Origin of the sequence: Paenibacillus sp. FSL F4-0125, assembly GCF_038008565.1 — a bacterium.
Taxonomy (GTDB): Bacteria; Bacillota; Bacilli; order Paenibacillales; family Paenibacillaceae; genus Paenibacillus_AQ.
Window position 1 is genome coordinate 660838 of sequence record NZ_JBBOZJ010000001.1, and the last position, 17273, is coordinate 678110.

Genomic DNA, 17273 nt, shown 5'->3' on the forward strand with positions numbered 1-17273 from the left:
GTGAACGTTGCTTGTCAGATCTTTATTGGGTTCCGCTAGTGTTACTACTTGAAGTAGTCCCTGGTGAAGTTGAAGGTGTAGGCGTTGGCTCAGGGCCATTTAAGGTATCCTGAACAAATTCCTTTAATTTCTTCTCACTGCGAATGCCTATAACCTGCGATCCGTCACTTGTAGTTTCCTCTTTGAGCAGATCCATTGGCGGAATTTGCTCACTACCGCCCATGGTACTATCATACCCGACGGTTGCAAGCTTCCACATATCATTTACTGTCAAATTGGTTTCGATATAAGGCGTAACTTGAGACAGGATATTCGGTAGCTTGATTATGGATGTGGTCTTGATCAGCTTGTCAGCCACAACCTTGAGAAATGCACGCTGGCGCTCGGTCCGAGTGAAGTCGGAGGTAGCGTCATGTCGGAAACGTACATATTGCAGAGCTTTATTACCGTCGAGATGCTGATATCCTTTTTTAAGATCAATGTCATACTCGGGACCATCTGCAATGGTCTTGTACACCATATCTTTCTCGACTTCATAATCTACACCACCAACGGCATCTACTAGCTTGATGAATCCTTGGAAGTCCGTGTAGACATAATATTGAATCGGGATGCCGAGCAGATCGCTTACAGTCTGCATCGCCGTGTTAGGTCCATAAATGATAGCTGAATTAATACGTTTTTCGCCGTGATCTGGAATCGGAACGTAAGTGTCTCTAAGAATTGAGAATACGCTGATTTTCTTCTTCACGGGATCAAGTGAGGCGACGAGCATTGTATCGGAACGAGGAATTTCCCCCTTCTTGACACCGCGGGCATCCACGCCCATTAGTAGTATATTAACAGGCTCTGTACCTTCCCACTTTGGAGGTTCTGGAGTGTCAACATCAACGGTTTCAGCATTCTTGAATGGTGAATTCTCGGTGTTCGACATGCTGCCAAGCTCATTGACAATGGAAGTGAAGTAATAAATGGTTCCACCGATAATAAGTAGGAGTATAATGGCCAGGGTCCAAAGCAGCGGTTTCTTTTTTGACTTATTAGTCTTTGCGTGCCTTTTCTTTCTAGGTGGCATTTCTCGTTCTTCCTTTCGCATTCACATTCTCTACATTATAATTTCTTTTGGGGATACGCGCAATTCATGCTCGATCCTCCAATATCAAGAAGGAGTGGATATAACTTGAACGTAGTAGCTATTGGACAAAAAGTACCGAATTTCACCCTTCCGTCCTCCAGTGGGCAAGAGGTTAGTTTAAATGAGTACCTGGGCCGAAAGGTCATTTTATATTTTTATCCTAAAAATATGACACCAGCCTGTACGCAGGAGGCCTGCGAATTCCGGGACGCCCATGACCAGATTACTGCGCTTGGTGCGGTTGTTCTAGGCATCAGCCCAGATCCCTTGGCCTCGCATATAAGGTTTACGGAGAAGAATAGTCTACCCTTTCCACTGTTGTCTGATGAGGATCATAAGGTCAGTGAAATGTTCGGTGTATGGCAGCTTAAGAAGCTCTATGGAAGAGAATTCATGGGCATTGTACGTTCAACTTTTTTGATTGATGAGCAGGGGATCTTAGTCGAAGAATGGCGGAAAGTACGAGTGAAAGGGCATGTAGCATCTACCATAGCAGGGATTTCCAAATCATAAAGTTTGTTAATAACTTTTTGTAAAAGTCTGTTACATTTTTAACAGCTTTCATAAGGTGTTGTCATGATATAGTTTCCTCATAATTGCTTCAAATTTGGAGCAAGACGAGGTGGTGTAGTGATAATGCTGCGTATTGGCCTTGATATCGGATCAACTACTGCTAAATTGGTTGTCATAGAACGTAATACTGTTGTTTATCAGGACTATGTTAGACATTATAGCGATATAAAAAAAGCAGCTCTCTCTCTTCTGTCTGATGTACAGATCAGATTTCCAGAGAGAGAAGCAACCCTTACTGTAAGCGGTTCCTCAGGCTTATCTTTATCCAAGCTGGGAGGGGTTCCGTTCGTTCAGGAGGTGATTGCCTGTACGAAGGCGATTGGCGAGCTAATTCCAGAATGTGATACGGCGATTGAATTGGGTGGCGAAGATGCCAAGATCATTTACCTTCGAGGTGGCATTGAGCAGCGTATGAATACGGCTTGCGCGGGTGGGACGGGAGCCTTTATCGATCAGATGGCATCGCTGCTGCAGACCGACCCGGCGGGCTTAAACGCACTGGCGGAAAAGCATGAGCGAATCTATCCCATAGCCTCACGCTGCGGGGTCTTTGCCAAAAGCGATGTACAACCGCTACTGAACGAAGGGGCTCGTCGAGAGGATGTAGCGGCCTCGATCTTACAGAGTATCGTCAATCAGACGATCAGCGGCCTCGCCTGCGGACGCCCGATTCGTGGACGGGTGGCTTTCCTTGGCGGCCCGCTAACCTTCTTGCCAGCCCTGCGTCAGCGTTTCACGGAGACCCTTGAGCTTGCGCAATCGGAGATTTTATTCCCTGACCGGTCGCAGTATTTCGTAGCAATTGGCTCTGCTCTTTCCGAAGCGAATCGGACAGCTTTGCCGCTCTCAGGTTGGCTCGCGCGAATAGCTGCCGTGGATTTTTCAGCGGACCGGGCTATGGATGCAGAATTGCCGCCACTTTTTGAGAACCCTGATGAGCTTGCTGCGTTCCGTCTACGCCACGGTAAAGCCTCTGCTGCCAGATCAGACTTGGCGGTGTATCACGGCCCTTGCTATTTGGGGATCGATGCTGGTTCAACAACAACCAAACTTGTATTGACCGGCTCCGCTGACGAAATTCTATATACCTTCTATGGAAGTAATAAAGGGAACCCCTTGTATTCTGTCAGTGAGGCACTGAAAGAAATGTATCGGGTTCTGCCTAAAGGCTGTTATATTGCAGGCTCTTATGTGACAGGTTACGGAGAGGGTTTAATCAAAGCCGCTTTATGGACGGACGGTGGTGAAGTGGAGACGGTTGCTCATTACAAGGCCGCTTCTAAGTTCATGCCGGAGGTAGACTTTATTTTGGATATCGGCGGACAGGACATGAAATGCATCAAGATCCGCGGCGGTGCGATCGACAGTCTGATGCTCAATGAAGCCTGTTCGGCAGGCTGCGGCTCTTTTCTGGAGAGCTTTGCTTCTGCGCTAGGCTTAGGCATCGAGGCGTTCGCCAAGTCAGCTCTGGAAGCGAACAAACCGGTTAATTTGGGTTCACGCTGTACAGTATTCATGAATTCTAAAGTGAAGCAGGTTCAGAAGGAAGGTGCTTCACTGGCAGATCTTTCGGCAGGTCTTGCCTATTCTGTGATTAAGAATGCATTGCAAAAAGTAATTAAAATTCGCAATCCTGAGGATCTCGGGCGAAATATCATTGTTCAGGGCGGCACCTTCTATAACGAAGCTGTATTGCGTGCTTTTGAGCGCCTAACGGGGAGAACCGTAGTTAGACCGGATATTGCTGGAGTGATGGGTGCGTACGGGTGTGCGCTGATTGCTCGTGAGCAAGCAGGGGCTGACGGAAAAAGTACGTTGCTTGGACCGGAGGAAATTGCCAACTTTAAGTACGAGGTATCTTCAGGCCGTTGTGGTCGCTGTGGGAATAACTGCGCTTTAACGATCAGTCGGTTCCCGGATAAGAGCTTCTACGTTACAGGTAATCGCTGCGAGCGTGGTGCAGGAGGCCGGAAAGAGAAGAATGTACTGCCAAATTTGATGCAATATAAGTATGAGCGCTTTTTCGACTATGAGGCATTACCGGAGGCAGACGCAGCACGGGGCACAGTCGGCATTCCACGTACGATGAATATGTTCGAGAATTACCCGTTCTGGCACACCTTTTTCACCAAACTTGGCTATCGGGTGCTTCTCTCTCCTAAATCAAGCAAGAAGCTTTACGAAAGTGGGATGGATACGATTCCTTCAGAATCGATCTGTTATCCAGCAAAGATGGCGCACGGACATGTGCAGAGCTTGATTGGTAAAAATGTAGATTTTATTTTTTATCCTGCGGTGGTGTATGAGAAGAAGGAGGATGAAGCAGCGGATAATCATTTCAATTGTCCGGTGGTCGCCTCTTATCCTGAGGTTATTCGCAACAATATGGATGGGCTTAGGGAGAAGGGAATTACGCTGGTCAGCCCGTTTCTGACCTTTGACGATAGAACTGCACTGACCAAGGGACTCGTGAAGACATTTACTGGGATTCCGAAAGAAGAGATTACGTCTGCTGTACAGGCAGGACTTGCAGAAGCTGAACGCGCTAAAAGTGATGTGCGTACCAAGGGTGAGGAGACGCTTGCGTATCTCGCCAGCACTGGGAACAAGGGAATACTTCTCTGTGGTCATCCTTATCATGCGGATCCTGAAATTAATCACGGTATAGCGGATATGATTACCGGTATGGGACTCGCCGTGCTGACAGAAGATTCCGTCTGCCATTTGGACCGAAGTGAAGGGGATGTGGCGGTTGTTAATCAGTGGACCTATCATGCCCGAATGTACCGCGCAGCCCGGCTTGCAGCAGTCCGAACCGATCTGGAGCTTGTTCAATTGACTTCCTTCGGTTGCGGGATTGATGCGATTACATGTGATGCCGTACAAGATATTATGGAAAGGCATAACAAAGTATATACGCTGATCAAAATCGATGAGATTAGCAACCTTGGCGCAGCTCGCATTCGACTACGTTCACTGCTTGCAGCGATGCGCGAGCGTGAAAAAGGCAAGGTGCTGCCACAGAAGGCACCTAAAGTACAGGCTAATGTAGCCTTTACGAAGGAAATGAAAGAAACGTATACGATCCTTGCGCCGCAAATGTCACCCATTCATTTTGAATTGTTTGAGCAGGTTTTCCGGGATGCGGGATATCGTCTCAAGATCCTTGAGACTACTGGACCTGAAGAGACAGAAGAAGGTCTAAGATACGTCAACAATGATGCATGTTATCCCGCAATCGTAACAATAGGGCAAATTCTGTCAGCATTGAAGAGCGGGGACTATGATCCAAACCGTACCGCTGTAATCATGTCACAGACGGGCGGGGGTTGCCGCGCGACGAATTATATTTCTTTGCTCCGCAAGGCTTTAAAGGATTCAGACCTTGAACAAATTCCTGTGATTTCACTCAATGCTTCTGGAATGGAGAACCAGCCGGGCTTCCGTATCAGTCTTAAGCTGGCAAATCGGTTGATAGCCGCTGCTTGCTATGGTGATCTTATGATGCGACTGCTAAATCACTTTAGACCGTATGAGGTTGTTCCAGGGAGTGCTGAACGTTTATTCCGCAAGGGGATGGAGCGCTGTAAGGTCAGCTTAGTCACCTTCTCGTTCCGAGAATACAAACGTCTGATTCGTGAAATCGTTGCAGATTTCTGTAAGCTGCCCGTTACAGGTGTTACTTAACCAAGAGTGGGTATTGTTGGTGAAATCCTGATTAAATTTCACCCGGATGCCAACAACCGCATCATTGAGATGATTGAGGCAGAGGGTGGAGAAGCGGTAATGCCGGACTTCTTAGACTTTATCTTTTACTGTGTGTACAATCCAATCTACAAAGCCGAGCAGTTCGGCAAAAGTAAACGGTTGGGATATATTAATCCGATGTTAATCTCCTATCTGGAGATTTATCGTAAGCCGATGAAGCTTGCGCTTGAGGATGCGGGACTGGCTAAAGGACGGGAGAATATTTATGGTCTTGCTGAGAAGGCCAGCCGACTGGTATCTGTAGGAAATCAGATGGGTGAGGGATGGTTCCTGACCGCGGAAATGATGGATTTGATGGATAATGGCGTGAATAATATTGCTTGTATTCAGCCGTTTGCCTGCTTGCCCAACCATATTACCGGGCGTGGGATGATTAAGGGGCTTAAGGAGTTATATCCAGGTGCAAATATCATTGCCATTGATTATGATGCTGGAGTTAGCGTGGTTAACCAAGCGAATCGGATCAAGCTGATGATGTCGATTGCCAGCAGTCAGGAGGGGCAGGCTGTATCGGATTTAGAACAATCACTTAAACCGTTGCAGCAGAACCTGCTTGAAGGTTCATACAGTTTGTCCTGAGTATAAAAAGTCAAGGATATAGACCAACCGTATATAAAAAGCGGACCAAGAATTCACTTGGTCCGCTTTTTTTGTATTGTACCAGCTTGACCTTATCTTTGCGTTCTCTCTGCAATATGGCAATGGTTTTTCAGAAAGTTACAGTAAATTGTTGACTGGAATTTAGTTAAGGCGTAAAATAGTACGCATACGAACTATTTGATACTTTAACTAATTATTTTATGGAGGTGGAGATTTGGAGGACAAGGAGCAACAATTAGATGATATATTCTCCTCTTTTCGCCGAATTAGTCATGCTTTTCAGCAGTTGCTTTGGAAAGATGCCGAAGAGCTGAATATTACGCCTACCCAGTTAATGGTTCTCCGCAAAATATCCGAACATCCTGATATTGGAATCACTGATCTTGCGGAGTTATTGCATTTAGGGAATAGTGCAGCAAGCGGAGTTGTGGACCGGATGGTGAAAGCTGAGTTGATTACAAGACATCGTTCCGAGGTGGATCGACGTATATACAAATTGGCGATTACTGAGAAAGGGAATGAGATCAGAGAAAGAAGCAAACAATCACTTAGAAAGTATTTGCTTCCACTGTCAAATGTGCCTGCTGAGGATGCAGGAGAGTTACTTAGGATTCATAACGAAATCATTCAGATATTAGAGCAAGGGAGAGACAACAAGAATTTATGAGTACTACTACTGCTAACGCTGCAGCAGCAACAAAGCATATTCGTAGAGGCCCAATCATTGCGGCGCTATTAATAGGTGCATTTGTAGCGCTGTTGAACCAAACGCTTCTTAATGTTGCGCTGCCAAGCATAATGGACGATCTAAAAATCGCCACCACTACGGCACAGTGGCTAACAACTGGATTTATGCTCGTAAACGGGGTGCTTATTCCGATCAGTGCATTTCTGGTGGAAAAGTTTACGACCCGCCAATTATTCATTACTGCGATGTCACTTTTTTCTATAGGTACACTTGTGTGCGCTATTGGAACAGGCTTTGAAATGATCATGGTCGGCAGAGTCATTCAAGCTGTTAGTGCCGGGATTTTGATGCCGCTAATGAACATTGTGTTCCTCCGGATCTTCCCAATTGAAGAACGGGGCAAAGCGATGGGCCTGATGGCAGTCGCTATGATTTTTGCACCCGCTGTGGGTCCGACCTTATCGGGCTGGGTAGTTCAGAACTATTCCTGGCGTGTGCTGTTCTTTATTATTCTTCCACTTGCTGTATTATCGACCCTGCTGGGGATGAAGACGATGCAGAACGTAGGAGAAACAACCTCACCAAAGCTGGATAAGCCGGGTGTCATACTATCTACGCTTGGTTTTGGGGGGTTGTTGTACGGCTTTAGTGATGCTGGAACCGACGGTTGGGGAAGCACGACGGTTATTGTCTGCCTCATTTTAGGTGTGGTTGCTTTGGCTTTATTCGTATGGAGAGAGCTTACTACAGATACTCCACTGCTTGAATTCCGGATTTTCAGATACAATATGTATTCACTAACCACATTAATCAATATCATTATTACAATGGCATTATACGCAGGTATGATTCTGCTGCCGATTTATTTACAGACGATCCGTGGGTTTACGCCGATGGAGTCCGGACTTATGCTGCTGCCGGGGGCTATACTAATGGGAATTATGTCTCCGATCACAGGGATTATATTTGATAAAATAGGTGCGAAATGGCTGTCTGTAATTGGTCTTCTCATCACTGTCGTTACTACTTGGGAATTTAGTAGGCTTACGGACAGTACAACGTATACCCATATGATTATTAATTACACGGTACGGATGTTAGGAATGTCGATGTTATCTATGCCAATTGTAACTGCGGGACTTAACCAGCTTCCACAGCGTTTAAGCTCACATGGTACGGCCATGTCTAATACGCTGCGGACGGTTGGGGGGGCATTAGGGATGGCGTTGTTCGTCAGTCTAATGACTAATAAGACCAAGAGCACAATTACAGATACCCTAATGAGCGGAGCTGTCTCGCAAAGTGATAAGGCTGCGATGCTTAAGCTCACCCAAGAGGCAACGATTAGCGGGGTTACACATGCCTTTGCCGTTGCTACATGGATCACTGTGATTGCTTTGGTATTAGCCTTCTTTATCAAGAAGACTTCACCTGAGCCCGACTTCCTGAAGACGGAAGAAGAGAAGATACAGCAGGTAAATCAATAAACACTGAGCCCAAAAGAAAAAGGAGTGTCCATGAACCGTAAAGGTTCTCTTGGATGCTCCTTTTTGTGCTGGTTATTAGTTCGTTGTAGGAGCGCTGGCTGCGCCTCTCCACCGTTTCAGATGAGGCAGCTGTTCGGAGAGTAATTTACGGGCAACAGCCTCGTCCATTCCTTCTTGAACCAAGTAGCCTGTACAAATATCAGACATTTCTTGCAGCGTAACGTCAGGCTGTTTGAATGCACCATCTTCGTAGCAGTAAACACAGTAATCTTCGATTTTTTGACCATCCTTGTTCGTTCCAAGTAAATCCTCCGTAGGCATAGGCATCCCACAGCTTTGACAAAATTTCGGCTCATCTTGCACTTGCCCTGCTTGCTCTTGTTCCATATACAGCACTCCTTTAAAAGTTTGCGAAGCTTATGAGCACTCGCTTTAAGTACATTATAGAACAGTGAATCTGACCACATACCGTCAGGTTTAAAGTAAGGCTGTATATTTTTTGGCAACCCCAAGAGCCAACTCTCCGAGCTTATGACGAATATGCTTCGGCTCTAATACTTCTAAAGACGTTCCGAAGCTGAGCAAGAAGGAATAGAGCCATCCGTCCTCAGGATAATGGATGGTTACGTTATATCCACCGTGTCCGTCCGGCTGAAGCTCTGTGGAGTCAAAGCGATCTTCCGCGAGATGTTTACCTTCAGCTGTAAAATGCAGAAGGATTGGCGACATTGCTGCTGCTGAAGTTACTCTCTGATAGTCAGTGCTCCAGGGTAGCTCACGCATATCCATATCTTTTCTTATGAATTCCCGATTCTCTTTAACAAGCCCCTTCATACGCAGCAGCTTAAATAATCTGAAATCCTGACGTTGCAGGCAATAACCATACAAGTACCAGGCTTGTCCTTTTAAGACTAAAGTATAAGGTTCGACAGAACGTTGGCTGGCTTGCCCTTCGGCATTCACATAATCAAAGTCTACCGTCATGTTTTCTTCCAACGCTTCTTTCAGAATCGCAATTTTTTCTTCTAGGACAGACTGAAGTCCCCAAGGAGATAAATCGATGATAAGCTGGGTCGTCTTACTTCGGAAAGCGGCGGACTGTGAGGGTGGGATTACACTACTGATCTTCTCCATGAGCAGAGTATGTTCAGTTCCGCCATAAGAGGAGACGCTTTGCAGCGCCGTGAAAATATCAGCCAGCTCGCGGTCAGTCAATACATTGCGGTCTAACCGGTAGCCTTCCATAAGACCAATGCCACCACCTGCTCCCTGATAGGTAACGATAGGGATTCCAGCTCCATTAATACTTTCAATATCACGGTAAATGGTGCGCACGGACACTTCGAACATGTCGGCGAGCTCCTTTGCCTGAATAAGACGTCGGTTCATAAGCAGAATGACGATAGAGAGCAATCGATCGATTTTCAAAAGGTAGAGCCCTCCTTTTCGGATAATTTCGTTATGTAATGATGTACTACATCTTAGCAAATCCTTGGGAATAAAGCATTGTCATAATATAATAATTCGATTATCATCTAATTAGATATTTATTTAAATAGATAAAGTGAGGTTTACAATGATGGGTAACCAATCAGCTATTGCGATTTTCAAAGGTCAGAAGGGATATTCGCGTCTATTCACAGCCGGATTAATCAATGGAATCGGTGACCGTTTTACTAGTGTTGCCGTGCTGGCGTTGGTTCTGCAGTTAACCGGATCAGGGATGGCGGTGGGGATATCGCTAGGTGTGCGGCTGCTTCCTTATTTGTTTCTGGCACCGCTTGGGGGTGTACTTGGCAGTAAATTTCCTCGTCAATACATCATGATCACTACAGACATATTAAGGGTTCCTGTTGCACTAGCTTTTTTGTGGGTGGATGGAGTGGATAAGCTATGGCTGCTATATTCGGCGAATTTTTTACTGGCGGCGGGAGAGGCGATCTACAGTCCTGTTCGTAAATCTACGATCCCTTTGATGGTGACCAAAGATTCTCTGCTGACGGTTAACGGACTGGAGCAGCTTATGAGCGGCTGTGTACTTATTTTGGGTGCATTTAGTGGGGGTGTGGTTTCGATGTGGTTCGGGCCAGAGGCAGCATTCGTGATGAATGCTTTATCTTTTCTGGTCGCAGCGATCTTAATTTACGGTATCGATTTTCCACAGAATACTAGTAGGGGAAATGATGATAAGAAAGAGCTAGATTATCCTAATGGGTTTATAGCTAAAGCGGAGCACTCGCAGAAGATAGGTCGAATGCGTGCGCTCGGGATTGTAATCGGTGGGAGTATCACGTTACAGGTTATTTTCGGGTATGAGTTGCTTGTTCCGATGCTGAATGGCCTAGATAATGTGCTGATTAGTATATATGCAGTTCAGGAATTTCAAGCCGGAGACATGGGTGTGGGGGCTTTTTATGCGGCGCTGGGTATCGGGCTAAGTCTCAGTTTTTTTGCCGGACGATATGTAAAAAGAGGGCTGCTAATTGTCGCGATTGGCGGGCTCATGATTGAAGGATTACTGCTGATGAGCATCAGTAGTAGCAATCATTTTATGATCGCGTTTATGTTATATATCCTGTTATCTTTTGCCGGAGGGACGGGGAATGCCTGCCTGGATACACTGGTTATGCGAGAAACGCCGTCCACTATGCAGCCTATAATGTTTGGACTGCTGTCAGCAGTAGGAAATACACTGATTGGATTATCTATGCTGCTCGCAGGGTGGTTATTAGAATGGGTAGAACCTCGGACGCTGGGCTTTGCTGGAGGAGCAGGGTTTTCTGGAATTGCTATATTGCTGGCAGGGTACGCATGGATACGCAGTAAAAAGAGCGGTGAATTCACCGCTCCTTGGAAGGTTTTTTAATCTGAGCTTGAATCCTAGTGGCAGCTTTGCTAGGGAAGAGGCGGGCATGAATGCTTTTACGGTAGCGATAAATAATCACAAGAGCTGCTATTATTGCACCACCAGATATAATCCAAAGCGCATAGGTCTCGAACAAATGGAAGATGCCCATCCACTGTGGACCAAACACCTTTCCGATGCTAAGGAATATCAATACCCAGAATACGGCTCCACTATAAGCGTATAGGGCGAATTTACGGAAGGGAAGCGCGATAATACCAGCAAAGTAGCCGGTAAAGTGCCGTACGCCTGGAATAAAATAACCGATAAAAATAAGAAAGCTGCCGTATCTCTCAAACCATTTCTGTGTTTTCTCTAGCTTAGTAGGGGAGAATAGAAACCATTTTCCATATCGCTGGATAAAGGGCATACCGGCTTTTAATCCGACAAAATAGGTAAGGGTCATCCCGGCAGTAGTGCCTGCAAAAGCAACGACAATTAGCGTAAAGAAATCAAGCCTTCCGGTATAGGAAAGGAAACCGGCAAACGCCATAGTGGTTTCTCCCGGAAAGGGTAAGGCAACGAATTCGAGAAGTAATCCAAAGAATAATACGCTATATCCATATTTGGTGAATAATTCTTGTATAAAGCTCAGCATTTCCATTAGATTGTCACTCTCCAAGAGGCAGTTGCCTTATTCTATTTTACAGCTTGTCTTCATACAATCTACCAAATGGCCTTTTAGCCAATAGAATGCTGGAGGTAGAGAAGATGAAAGGTAATAAAAGCACACACAGCCGCCGAAAGTTGAAAAGCGGATTGCTCGTTATGGTTGTAATATTCATCGTAATGCTTGGATGGAGCATAGGAAAAAACTTGAATTCATGGGAGCTCCGATCCTTGCAGCCCGCTAGCGCAGAGTCTGTATCTGTTAAGAATAAGCTTACCGCAGCGGCGATGCAAGAACTGCCCTCGGCAACAGAACCACTCGCTTCTGCATCTCCGAAAGTTGATTCCTCTTTAAGTGCAGCTCTTACTGTGACTCCAAGCCCGCAAGCAAGTGGGGGAGTGAAAATATCCAAAGCTTCAACAACGAATTCTGCAATGACGGCTGTGAAAAAAGCTGAAAAGATGGTCTATATTACATTTGACGACGGACCTAGCGAGAACACCTTCAATGTTCTTGAAATTTTACGACAGGAAGATGTAAAGGCAACCTTTTTCGTTCTCGGTAATCAAGCGAAAAGTCACCCAGAACTTATCGATTCCATATGGGAACAAGGTCATGCTATTGGCAATCATACCTATAATCATAATTACCATGATTTATATAGTGGATTCACTGAATTTTGGAGTCAAATTAAACAGACTGAACAAATTGTTCAGGGGATTACAGGGGTTCGTCCGCAGCTCATTCGCGCCCCAGGAGGAACCTATGATCATTTTGATCATACCTACTTCAATTTATTGAAGCAAGCAGGTTATAGGGTGATGGATTGGACGGTGGATAGCGGCGATTCTAAGCGAAAAGGTGTACCAGCCTCAGAAATTTTGAAGGAATCAACAATGGATATGAAGTCTTCGCAAGTTATTCTGCTGCTGCATGATGGGGGTGGTCACCAAGAGAGCGTTAAGGCGCTGCCTGACATTATTGCACGTTATAAAGCAGCTGGATACGGCTTTGGCCTGTTGGATGATACGGTGGAGCCCGTACAATTCAGAGTTTCCTCAAAAGCCAGTAATTTGGGGAGATCAAAGCCCTCAGAAGCTTGGATCGCATCAAACATCACGCCGAATGCAGAGCTGTTTTCACCGGGAAAGCCACTGGTTCTGGAGGTTGGAAAGCTGGAGACGAAGCTGAAACCAGGAGAATATTCCGTACGAAATGGACAGTATGAGGTTCCGCTTCGTGCTGTAATTGAGCGGCTTGGAGGAAAAGTTACCTGGGATGCGAACAGTCGAAGTGGAGAAATAGATTGGAACGGGAAAGAGATCATTGCCGATGTGGAGAACAAGCAGTTGATTCTAAACCTTCCAGATAACGTACAACAGACCATTAACGCGAGGGTGGAAATGATTGGTGGATCGATCTGGGTATCGCTACGAGACCTGCTGGAGATAGCAGGTCAACCACCGATTAATATAAGTGTGACTGAATTGGAACGCCGAGTAAAAACATTCTGAAAGAAGCGTGGAGGCTGTCTAGTAAAAAGAAAAAACCAATGTCTGGGCACCCTTTTTCATGGGAAGAATAGATAGTAATAAGTTCCTGATCTGGGAACAAGTCTATGACCAAAGGATGGGTGTTCCATTGTCCTCTTCATCATTAATTGATCAACAGAAGAAAGATGCCGGAAGTGTCAAAAGCTTCTCTTATCCCCGTAGCCGTAGTGCTTTGGTTGAATGGTTAAGGATGCTGACTGTGGCTGGAATTATAGGTGCTTTATATGCTTGGCGCGGAGGATCGTCCTTGCTGTTTCTCCTGATTGTTATTGGAGTTATTATGCTGGGTGGACTTATGCTTCAGCTCTCCGGTCCGCGGGCTATAAAGATAATTCGTACGATTGCTCCTGCAAGGCCGATGGCCGGAAATACACTTCAAGTGAAAGTGGAGCTGAGTTTTTCTTCTCGTTTGCCTCTTCCTTGGATGACTATAGCTGATTATTGGGGCGACAGCCATCATCAAAAGCTGCTATTTCCTGGATTCAAACGTTCTTTTGTATACACATACACCATTGAAAATATATCCCGCGGTAATCATCATTTGCTGGGCTGTAGAGTAACTTGGGGGGACTTCCCAGGTTGGTTCACGGGGAGATCTGAACCGGGTGGAGGACAGAGCTTTAAGGTGCTGCCAGCCCCTTTATCCTTTGGTGGAACTGTGCCGGATAGCGGTTTTATGACAGGAGATACCATGTATTCCAGACGTGGAAGAAGCATCAGTGATGAGGCTTTGGAATCAAGAGATTATGAGCCCGGAGATCCGCTTAGCCGAATTCATTGGAAGAATAGCGCACGATTGGGAGCGCTGCAGAGCAAAGTTCCGGAGCGGGAAAAGGCGAAAATGACCTGTATCGTGTTGGCCAATGATCCGCTTAGCTATGAGGTTCCTACAGAGGCTCTTAAACCCCGTGGAAGCCGAGATGAATCGCCTCCGGCATTTGAGAAAGCGGTGTCTACAGTGATGGGGCTGATGCTCTCCGCTGAGCGTTCAGGCGCTTATGTTCAGTTGTTCAGCGGCGGTTGGCCGGAAGGTATGGCTAGGCATGAGGGACTGGGTAAAATCCCAGGGAGAGTGCTGGATGTTCTGACTGAAATTACTTCAGATGGAACTAGAAACCTATCGAAGTTATTAGAGGATGCTTCCAAAGGTTGGATTCCGGGGATGAGTGTAGCCATCATTACAGGACGATTAGAAGAAGAATCGGCCAAGGTCATTGCCAAGTTCTTGATGCAGGGTGTGAAGGTTGAACTTTATTATGCCTGGGACCAGTCGGCACCGATGAATGGAGAAGCGAAAGGAGTGGAGATTAGACAGTCTGTAAGGGGGACTGTCGGGGATAGTTTGGCTCGTCTCGGAGCGCGAATGTTTTGTCTGGATGATGCTTTGCCAGCATTCAGGTTCAGGGAGGTAGAGTTCCATGAATCATCCGGAAAACCAACGCTACGGTAACGGAATGCCAGGTGATACGGAACTGTCTATAAATAGCTTTCATTTCAATGTGGGGCAAATGGAGAACAGTTATGCCGGTAAGCAGAGAAAGGTACCTCTGTACTATCGTTTGCTGTTCTCTTTGGCCATTATGGGGCTATTTATTGAATGGTTACTCCCTTTATATAGGTCTGCTTTATTAGAAGATACCTCGAAGATGCTGCAAGTTCTAATGGTATTAGCGGCAGTGCTGCTGCTATGGGGAATACTTCAGATTCCTGGGTGGCTACTGCTTAGCATCCAATTTCTTATCATTGCTTCAGCGTGGCTTTACTTATGCAGTGGAGGCGAAGGCATAGGATGGCTAGGGATTTATGCGGAAGAAATTCCGAATGATCTCATGCTGCTTCTCTCTGGACATGTCTCTCAGCTAAGTGAAATTAGCAGGCTTTTAATATTGATTGTAGGTTGGGGGCTTTTGGTATCCTCAGTACAGCAGCTTGCACTCTTCCGAGGGAGTACGGCGCTATTCACAGCGGTTACAATTATTTACTTGCTGGTCTTGGATATCGGCTTTGATGTGAATACCACGATGGATATTGTGATCTCGATGGGTCTAATTTTTTGGATGCATGCGATGAGTGGTTTGCTGCGTCTTCGAGAGCGTGAGGGGCCAACTTCATTGCCTTATGCACGTTGGGGAGCACTGACTTTGGCGGCAGCAATCCTCGTGATGACAACAGCATGGTTCGGTGGGCAATTATTGGGGGCAAGACCAACCAGCGAGCTTACGTTGCAATCTACATTTCAGAAGCTGCAGAATTGGGCTTCAGGGCATTTGCCAGAGGATAAGGCGTCTAATTCTTCAGGAACCACAGGGTATAGTACGAATGACGGTGAACTCGGGGCCCCGTTATCCCGCAGTACTGAACCTGTCTTTACGGCTATTACTAGCGAGCGTACTTACTGGAGAGGTGAAAGTATTGCTTACTATGATGGACGCCGATGGATTAGGGGAGGCGAAGAGTTTATGCCGCTTAATCTGTCCGGTATTTCAAAGAAGCATTCTTCGGAGCTAAGCATCGAAAAGAGGAAACGAACACTTCAACAGCGGATACAATTTGCCACCCCTTCTTCAGGAGGAATTCCTTTATTCAATGCGGGGATAATAACAGATGTTGAGTCGGTTGGACTCTTGGGAGGAAGTAAGCTGGGATACATTCTGTCTAATATGGACAGAGATAGTTTTCGTCTGCCTGATTCGATAGGCTCTGCACGAATCACAGAATATACAGTGGATTCCTTACTTCCTGAGAGTGATCCAGTGCTGCTTCGTAGTTTAAGCAGTGACGATCCACAGGAAATCAAGGGCAAGTATTTGCAATTGCCAGATTTGTTACCCGTACGCGTTAGAGATCTGGCGGAGAAGCTTACAGCTTCATCAGGTAACCGCTATGACTCCGTAACAGCAATTAAGGATTACTTACAACATGGCTATTCCTATACGTTGAACACAACGGTTCCACCATCCGGATCTGATTTTGTGGATCACTTTTTATTTGAGACGAAACAAGGCTACTGTGTACATTTTGCAACAACAATGACCGTTTTGCTGCGCAGTGCTGGAATTCCTGCTCGTTATGTCCAAGGCTATGGACCAGGTACCTTGCAGGACGACACCATGCCGGCGAAGTATTTGGTCACCCAGGGCGATGCCCATGCTTGGGTGGAGGTCTATTTCGCCGGCGCCGGTTGGGTCCCGTTCGACCCAACGCCTGGCCCCGCGCTTGCCGTCGGCTTCGCCGCGCCGGCGCGGCCTGCGGCAGCCGCGCTCGCGCCGCAAGCTGCGCGAAGCACGGGCCTGCCCGCCCTGCCGCTGGCGGGCGGGAACTCTCCAGCGCCGCTCGCTGCTGCGGCGCTGCTTCCCGTCGCCGCCGCTTGGCGCTGGCGGCGTAGCCTGGCTCTGCTGCTGGCCGCGCGCAGCGCCAGCAGCATGAGCCGCGAGAGGCAGATGCGTGCTGCCTCTCTAGCTTGGCACGGGCTGGCGGAGCGGTTTGGACCACCGCCGCCCGGTGTTACTGGCAGGGAGTATGTGGACTCCCTGCAGATTTACGATGCCGGACTAAGCGAAGCCGTCCGGCAGTTCGTACGCCAGTGGGAGACCCTGGCTTACGCGCCCGCGCCTTCAGCGTTCGTCGCGGCCTATCCCGCGAACGAAATCTCTACAATCTCTGCAATGTCTCCAACGCCTGCAGTCTCTGTAACTTCTGCGGCTCCAGCATCTTCCGCAGAGAACAGCAGGTGTACTACTCCTGATGCATCCGCATTTATACGCGAATGCCTGATCATCACCTTTCGGTTAACTTAATCGTTAAAAACAGTTGGCGCTGCTATACAATTCCTTCCATGGAAAGGAATGTTTTTCATGAAGTTTAGCTTGCTCCTATTATGAGAAGTGTGTTCTCCTTTCCTTGACGATGAGAATTAACCATGAGTATAATGAATCCAATAATCAAGGGAGGCTC

General features: G+C 46.8%; 13 protein-coding genes. 9 read left to right on the forward strand and 4 right to left on the reverse strand.

Annotated elements, in window-relative coordinates; translation table 11 throughout:
* Positions 1 to 22: 22 nt before the first annotated feature.
* Positions 23 to 1075: an LCP family protein gene (locus tag NST74_RS03010; RefSeq protein ID WP_042123967.1), complete on the reverse strand. Its 1053-nt coding sequence runs from the start codon at positions 1073 to 1075 to the stop codon at positions 23 to 25.
* 105 nt (positions 1076 to 1180) lie between these two features.
* Here NST74_RS03010 and bcp point away from each other — a divergent pair, with 105 nt between their 5' ends.
* The 5 genes from bcp (at position 1181) to NST74_RS03035 (ending at position 8251) form a co-directional block, all read left to right on the forward strand.
* Positions 1181 to 1648 carry a thioredoxin-dependent thiol peroxidase gene (bcp, locus tag NST74_RS03015; RefSeq protein WP_042123969.1) on the forward strand — a complete coding sequence of 156 codons (468 nt, stop codon included), beginning with the start codon at positions 1181 to 1183 and terminating at the stop codon, positions 1646 to 1648.
* A 123-nt stretch (positions 1649 to 1771) separates the two neighbouring features.
* Positions 1772 to 5395, forward strand: coding sequence for an acyl-CoA dehydratase activase-related protein (locus NST74_RS03020; RefSeq protein ID WP_341110326.1), 3624 nt, complete (start codon positions 1772 to 1774; stop codon positions 5393 to 5395).
* Positions 5396 to 5401: 6 nt separating this feature from the next.
* On the forward strand, positions 5402 to 6055 hold the full coding sequence (locus tag NST74_RS03025; RefSeq protein ID WP_341110327.1) for a hypothetical protein: 654 nt from the start codon (positions 5402 to 5404) through the stop codon (positions 6053 to 6055).
* A gap of 235 nt (positions 6056 to 6290) precedes the next feature.
* The gene (locus tag NST74_RS03030) at positions 6291 to 6743 is read left to right on the forward strand and encodes a MarR family winged helix-turn-helix transcriptional regulator (protein ID WP_341110328.1); all 453 of its coding nucleotides are present in this window, start codon (positions 6291 to 6293) and stop codon (positions 6741 to 6743) included.
* On the forward strand, positions 6740 to 8251 hold the full coding sequence (locus NST74_RS03035) for a DHA2 family efflux MFS transporter permease subunit (RefSeq protein ID WP_341110329.1): 1512 nt from the start codon (positions 6740 to 6742) through the stop codon (positions 8249 to 8251). The genes NST74_RS03030 and NST74_RS03035 overlap by 4 nt, the downstream gene beginning before the upstream one ends.
* 75 nt (positions 8252 to 8326) lie before the next feature.
* Here the strand turns inward: NST74_RS03035 and NST74_RS03040 are convergent, their stop codons facing one another.
* Together NST74_RS03040 and NST74_RS03045 are read right to left on the reverse strand one after the other, a co-directional pair.
* Positions 8327 to 8638 carry a zinc ribbon domain-containing protein gene (locus NST74_RS03040; protein ID WP_076116843.1) on the reverse strand — a complete coding sequence of 104 codons (312 nt, stop codon included), beginning with the start codon at positions 8636 to 8638 and terminating at the stop codon, positions 8327 to 8329.
* A 90-nt stretch (positions 8639 to 8728) separates the two neighbouring features.
* The gene (locus tag NST74_RS03045) at positions 8729 to 9679 is read right to left on the reverse strand and encodes a helix-turn-helix transcriptional regulator (protein ID WP_076116845.1); all 951 of its coding nucleotides are present in this window, start codon (positions 9677 to 9679) and stop codon (positions 8729 to 8731) included.
* Positions 9680 to 9827: 148 nt separating this feature from the next.
* Here NST74_RS03045 and NST74_RS03050 point away from each other — a divergent pair, with 148 nt between their 5' ends.
* A complete protein-coding gene (locus NST74_RS03050) occupies positions 9828 to 11117 on the forward strand; it encodes an MFS transporter (RefSeq protein WP_341110330.1) in 1290 nt (429 codons plus the stop codon).
* Here the strand turns inward: NST74_RS03050 and NST74_RS03055 are convergent.
* A complete protein-coding gene (locus tag NST74_RS03055; protein ID WP_341110331.1) occupies positions 11092 to 11760 on the reverse strand; it encodes a DedA family protein in 669 nt (222 codons plus the stop codon). The two genes, NST74_RS03050 and NST74_RS03055, sit on opposite strands and share 26 nt — an antisense overlap.
* A gap of 107 nt (positions 11761 to 11867) precedes the next feature.
* Between NST74_RS03055 and NST74_RS03060 the strand changes: the two genes are divergently transcribed.
* Genes NST74_RS03060 through NST74_RS03070 form a run of 3 tightly spaced genes read left to right on the forward strand, consistent with a single transcriptional unit; the run spans position 11868 to position 17116 of the window.
* A complete protein-coding gene (locus tag NST74_RS03060; protein ID WP_341110332.1) occupies positions 11868 to 13280 on the forward strand; it encodes a polysaccharide deacetylase in 1413 nt (470 codons plus the stop codon).
* A gap of 58 nt (positions 13281 to 13338) precedes the next feature.
* Positions 13339 to 14769, forward strand: coding sequence for a DUF58 domain-containing protein (locus NST74_RS03065; RefSeq protein ID WP_341110333.1), 1431 nt, complete (start codon positions 13339 to 13341; stop codon positions 14767 to 14769).
* Complete coding sequence (locus NST74_RS03070; RefSeq protein ID WP_341110334.1) at positions 14738 to 17116, forward strand: transglutaminase family protein; 2379 nt, start codon at positions 14738 to 14740, stop codon at positions 17114 to 17116. Before NST74_RS03065 ends, NST74_RS03070 begins: the two co-directional genes overlap by 32 nt.
* Positions 17117 to 17273 lie beyond the last annotated feature (157 nt).

What these genes read in the sequence shown, in the direction of transcription:
- NST74_RS03055 (WP_341110331.1), bottom strand. Translation starts at nt 11,760, where the DNA reads ATGGAAATGCTGAGCTTTATACAAGAATTATTCACCAAATATGGATAT.
- NST74_RS03040 (WP_076116843.1), bottom strand. Translation starts at nt 8,638, where the DNA reads ATGGAACAAGAGCAAGCAGGGCAAGTGCAAGATGAGCCGAAATTTTGT.
- NST74_RS03035 (WP_341110329.1), top strand. Translation starts at nt 6,740, where the DNA reads ATGAGTACTACTACTGCTAACGCTGCAGCAGCAACAAAGCATATTCGT.
- NST74_RS03020 (WP_341110326.1), top strand. Translation starts at nt 1,772, where the DNA reads ATGCTGCGTATTGGCCTTGATATCGGATCAACTACTGCTAAATTGGTT.
- NST74_RS03065 (WP_341110333.1), top strand. Translation starts at nt 13,339, where the DNA reads ATGGGAAGAATAGATAGTAATAAGTTCCTGATCTGGGAACAAGTCTAT.
- NST74_RS03060 (WP_341110332.1), top strand. Translation starts at nt 11,868, where the DNA reads ATGAAAGGTAATAAAAGCACACACAGCCGCCGAAAGTTGAAAAGCGGA.
- NST74_RS03070 (WP_341110334.1), top strand. Translation starts at nt 14,738, where the DNA reads ATGAATCATCCGGAAAACCAACGCTACGGTAACGGAATGCCAGGTGAT.
- NST74_RS03010 (WP_042123967.1), bottom strand. Translation starts at nt 1,075, where the DNA reads ATGCCACCTAGAAAGAAAAGGCACGCAAAGACTAATAAGTCAAAAAAG.
- NST74_RS03050 (WP_341110330.1), top strand. Translation starts at nt 9,828, where the DNA reads ATGATGGGTAACCAATCAGCTATTGCGATTTTCAAAGGTCAGAAGGGA.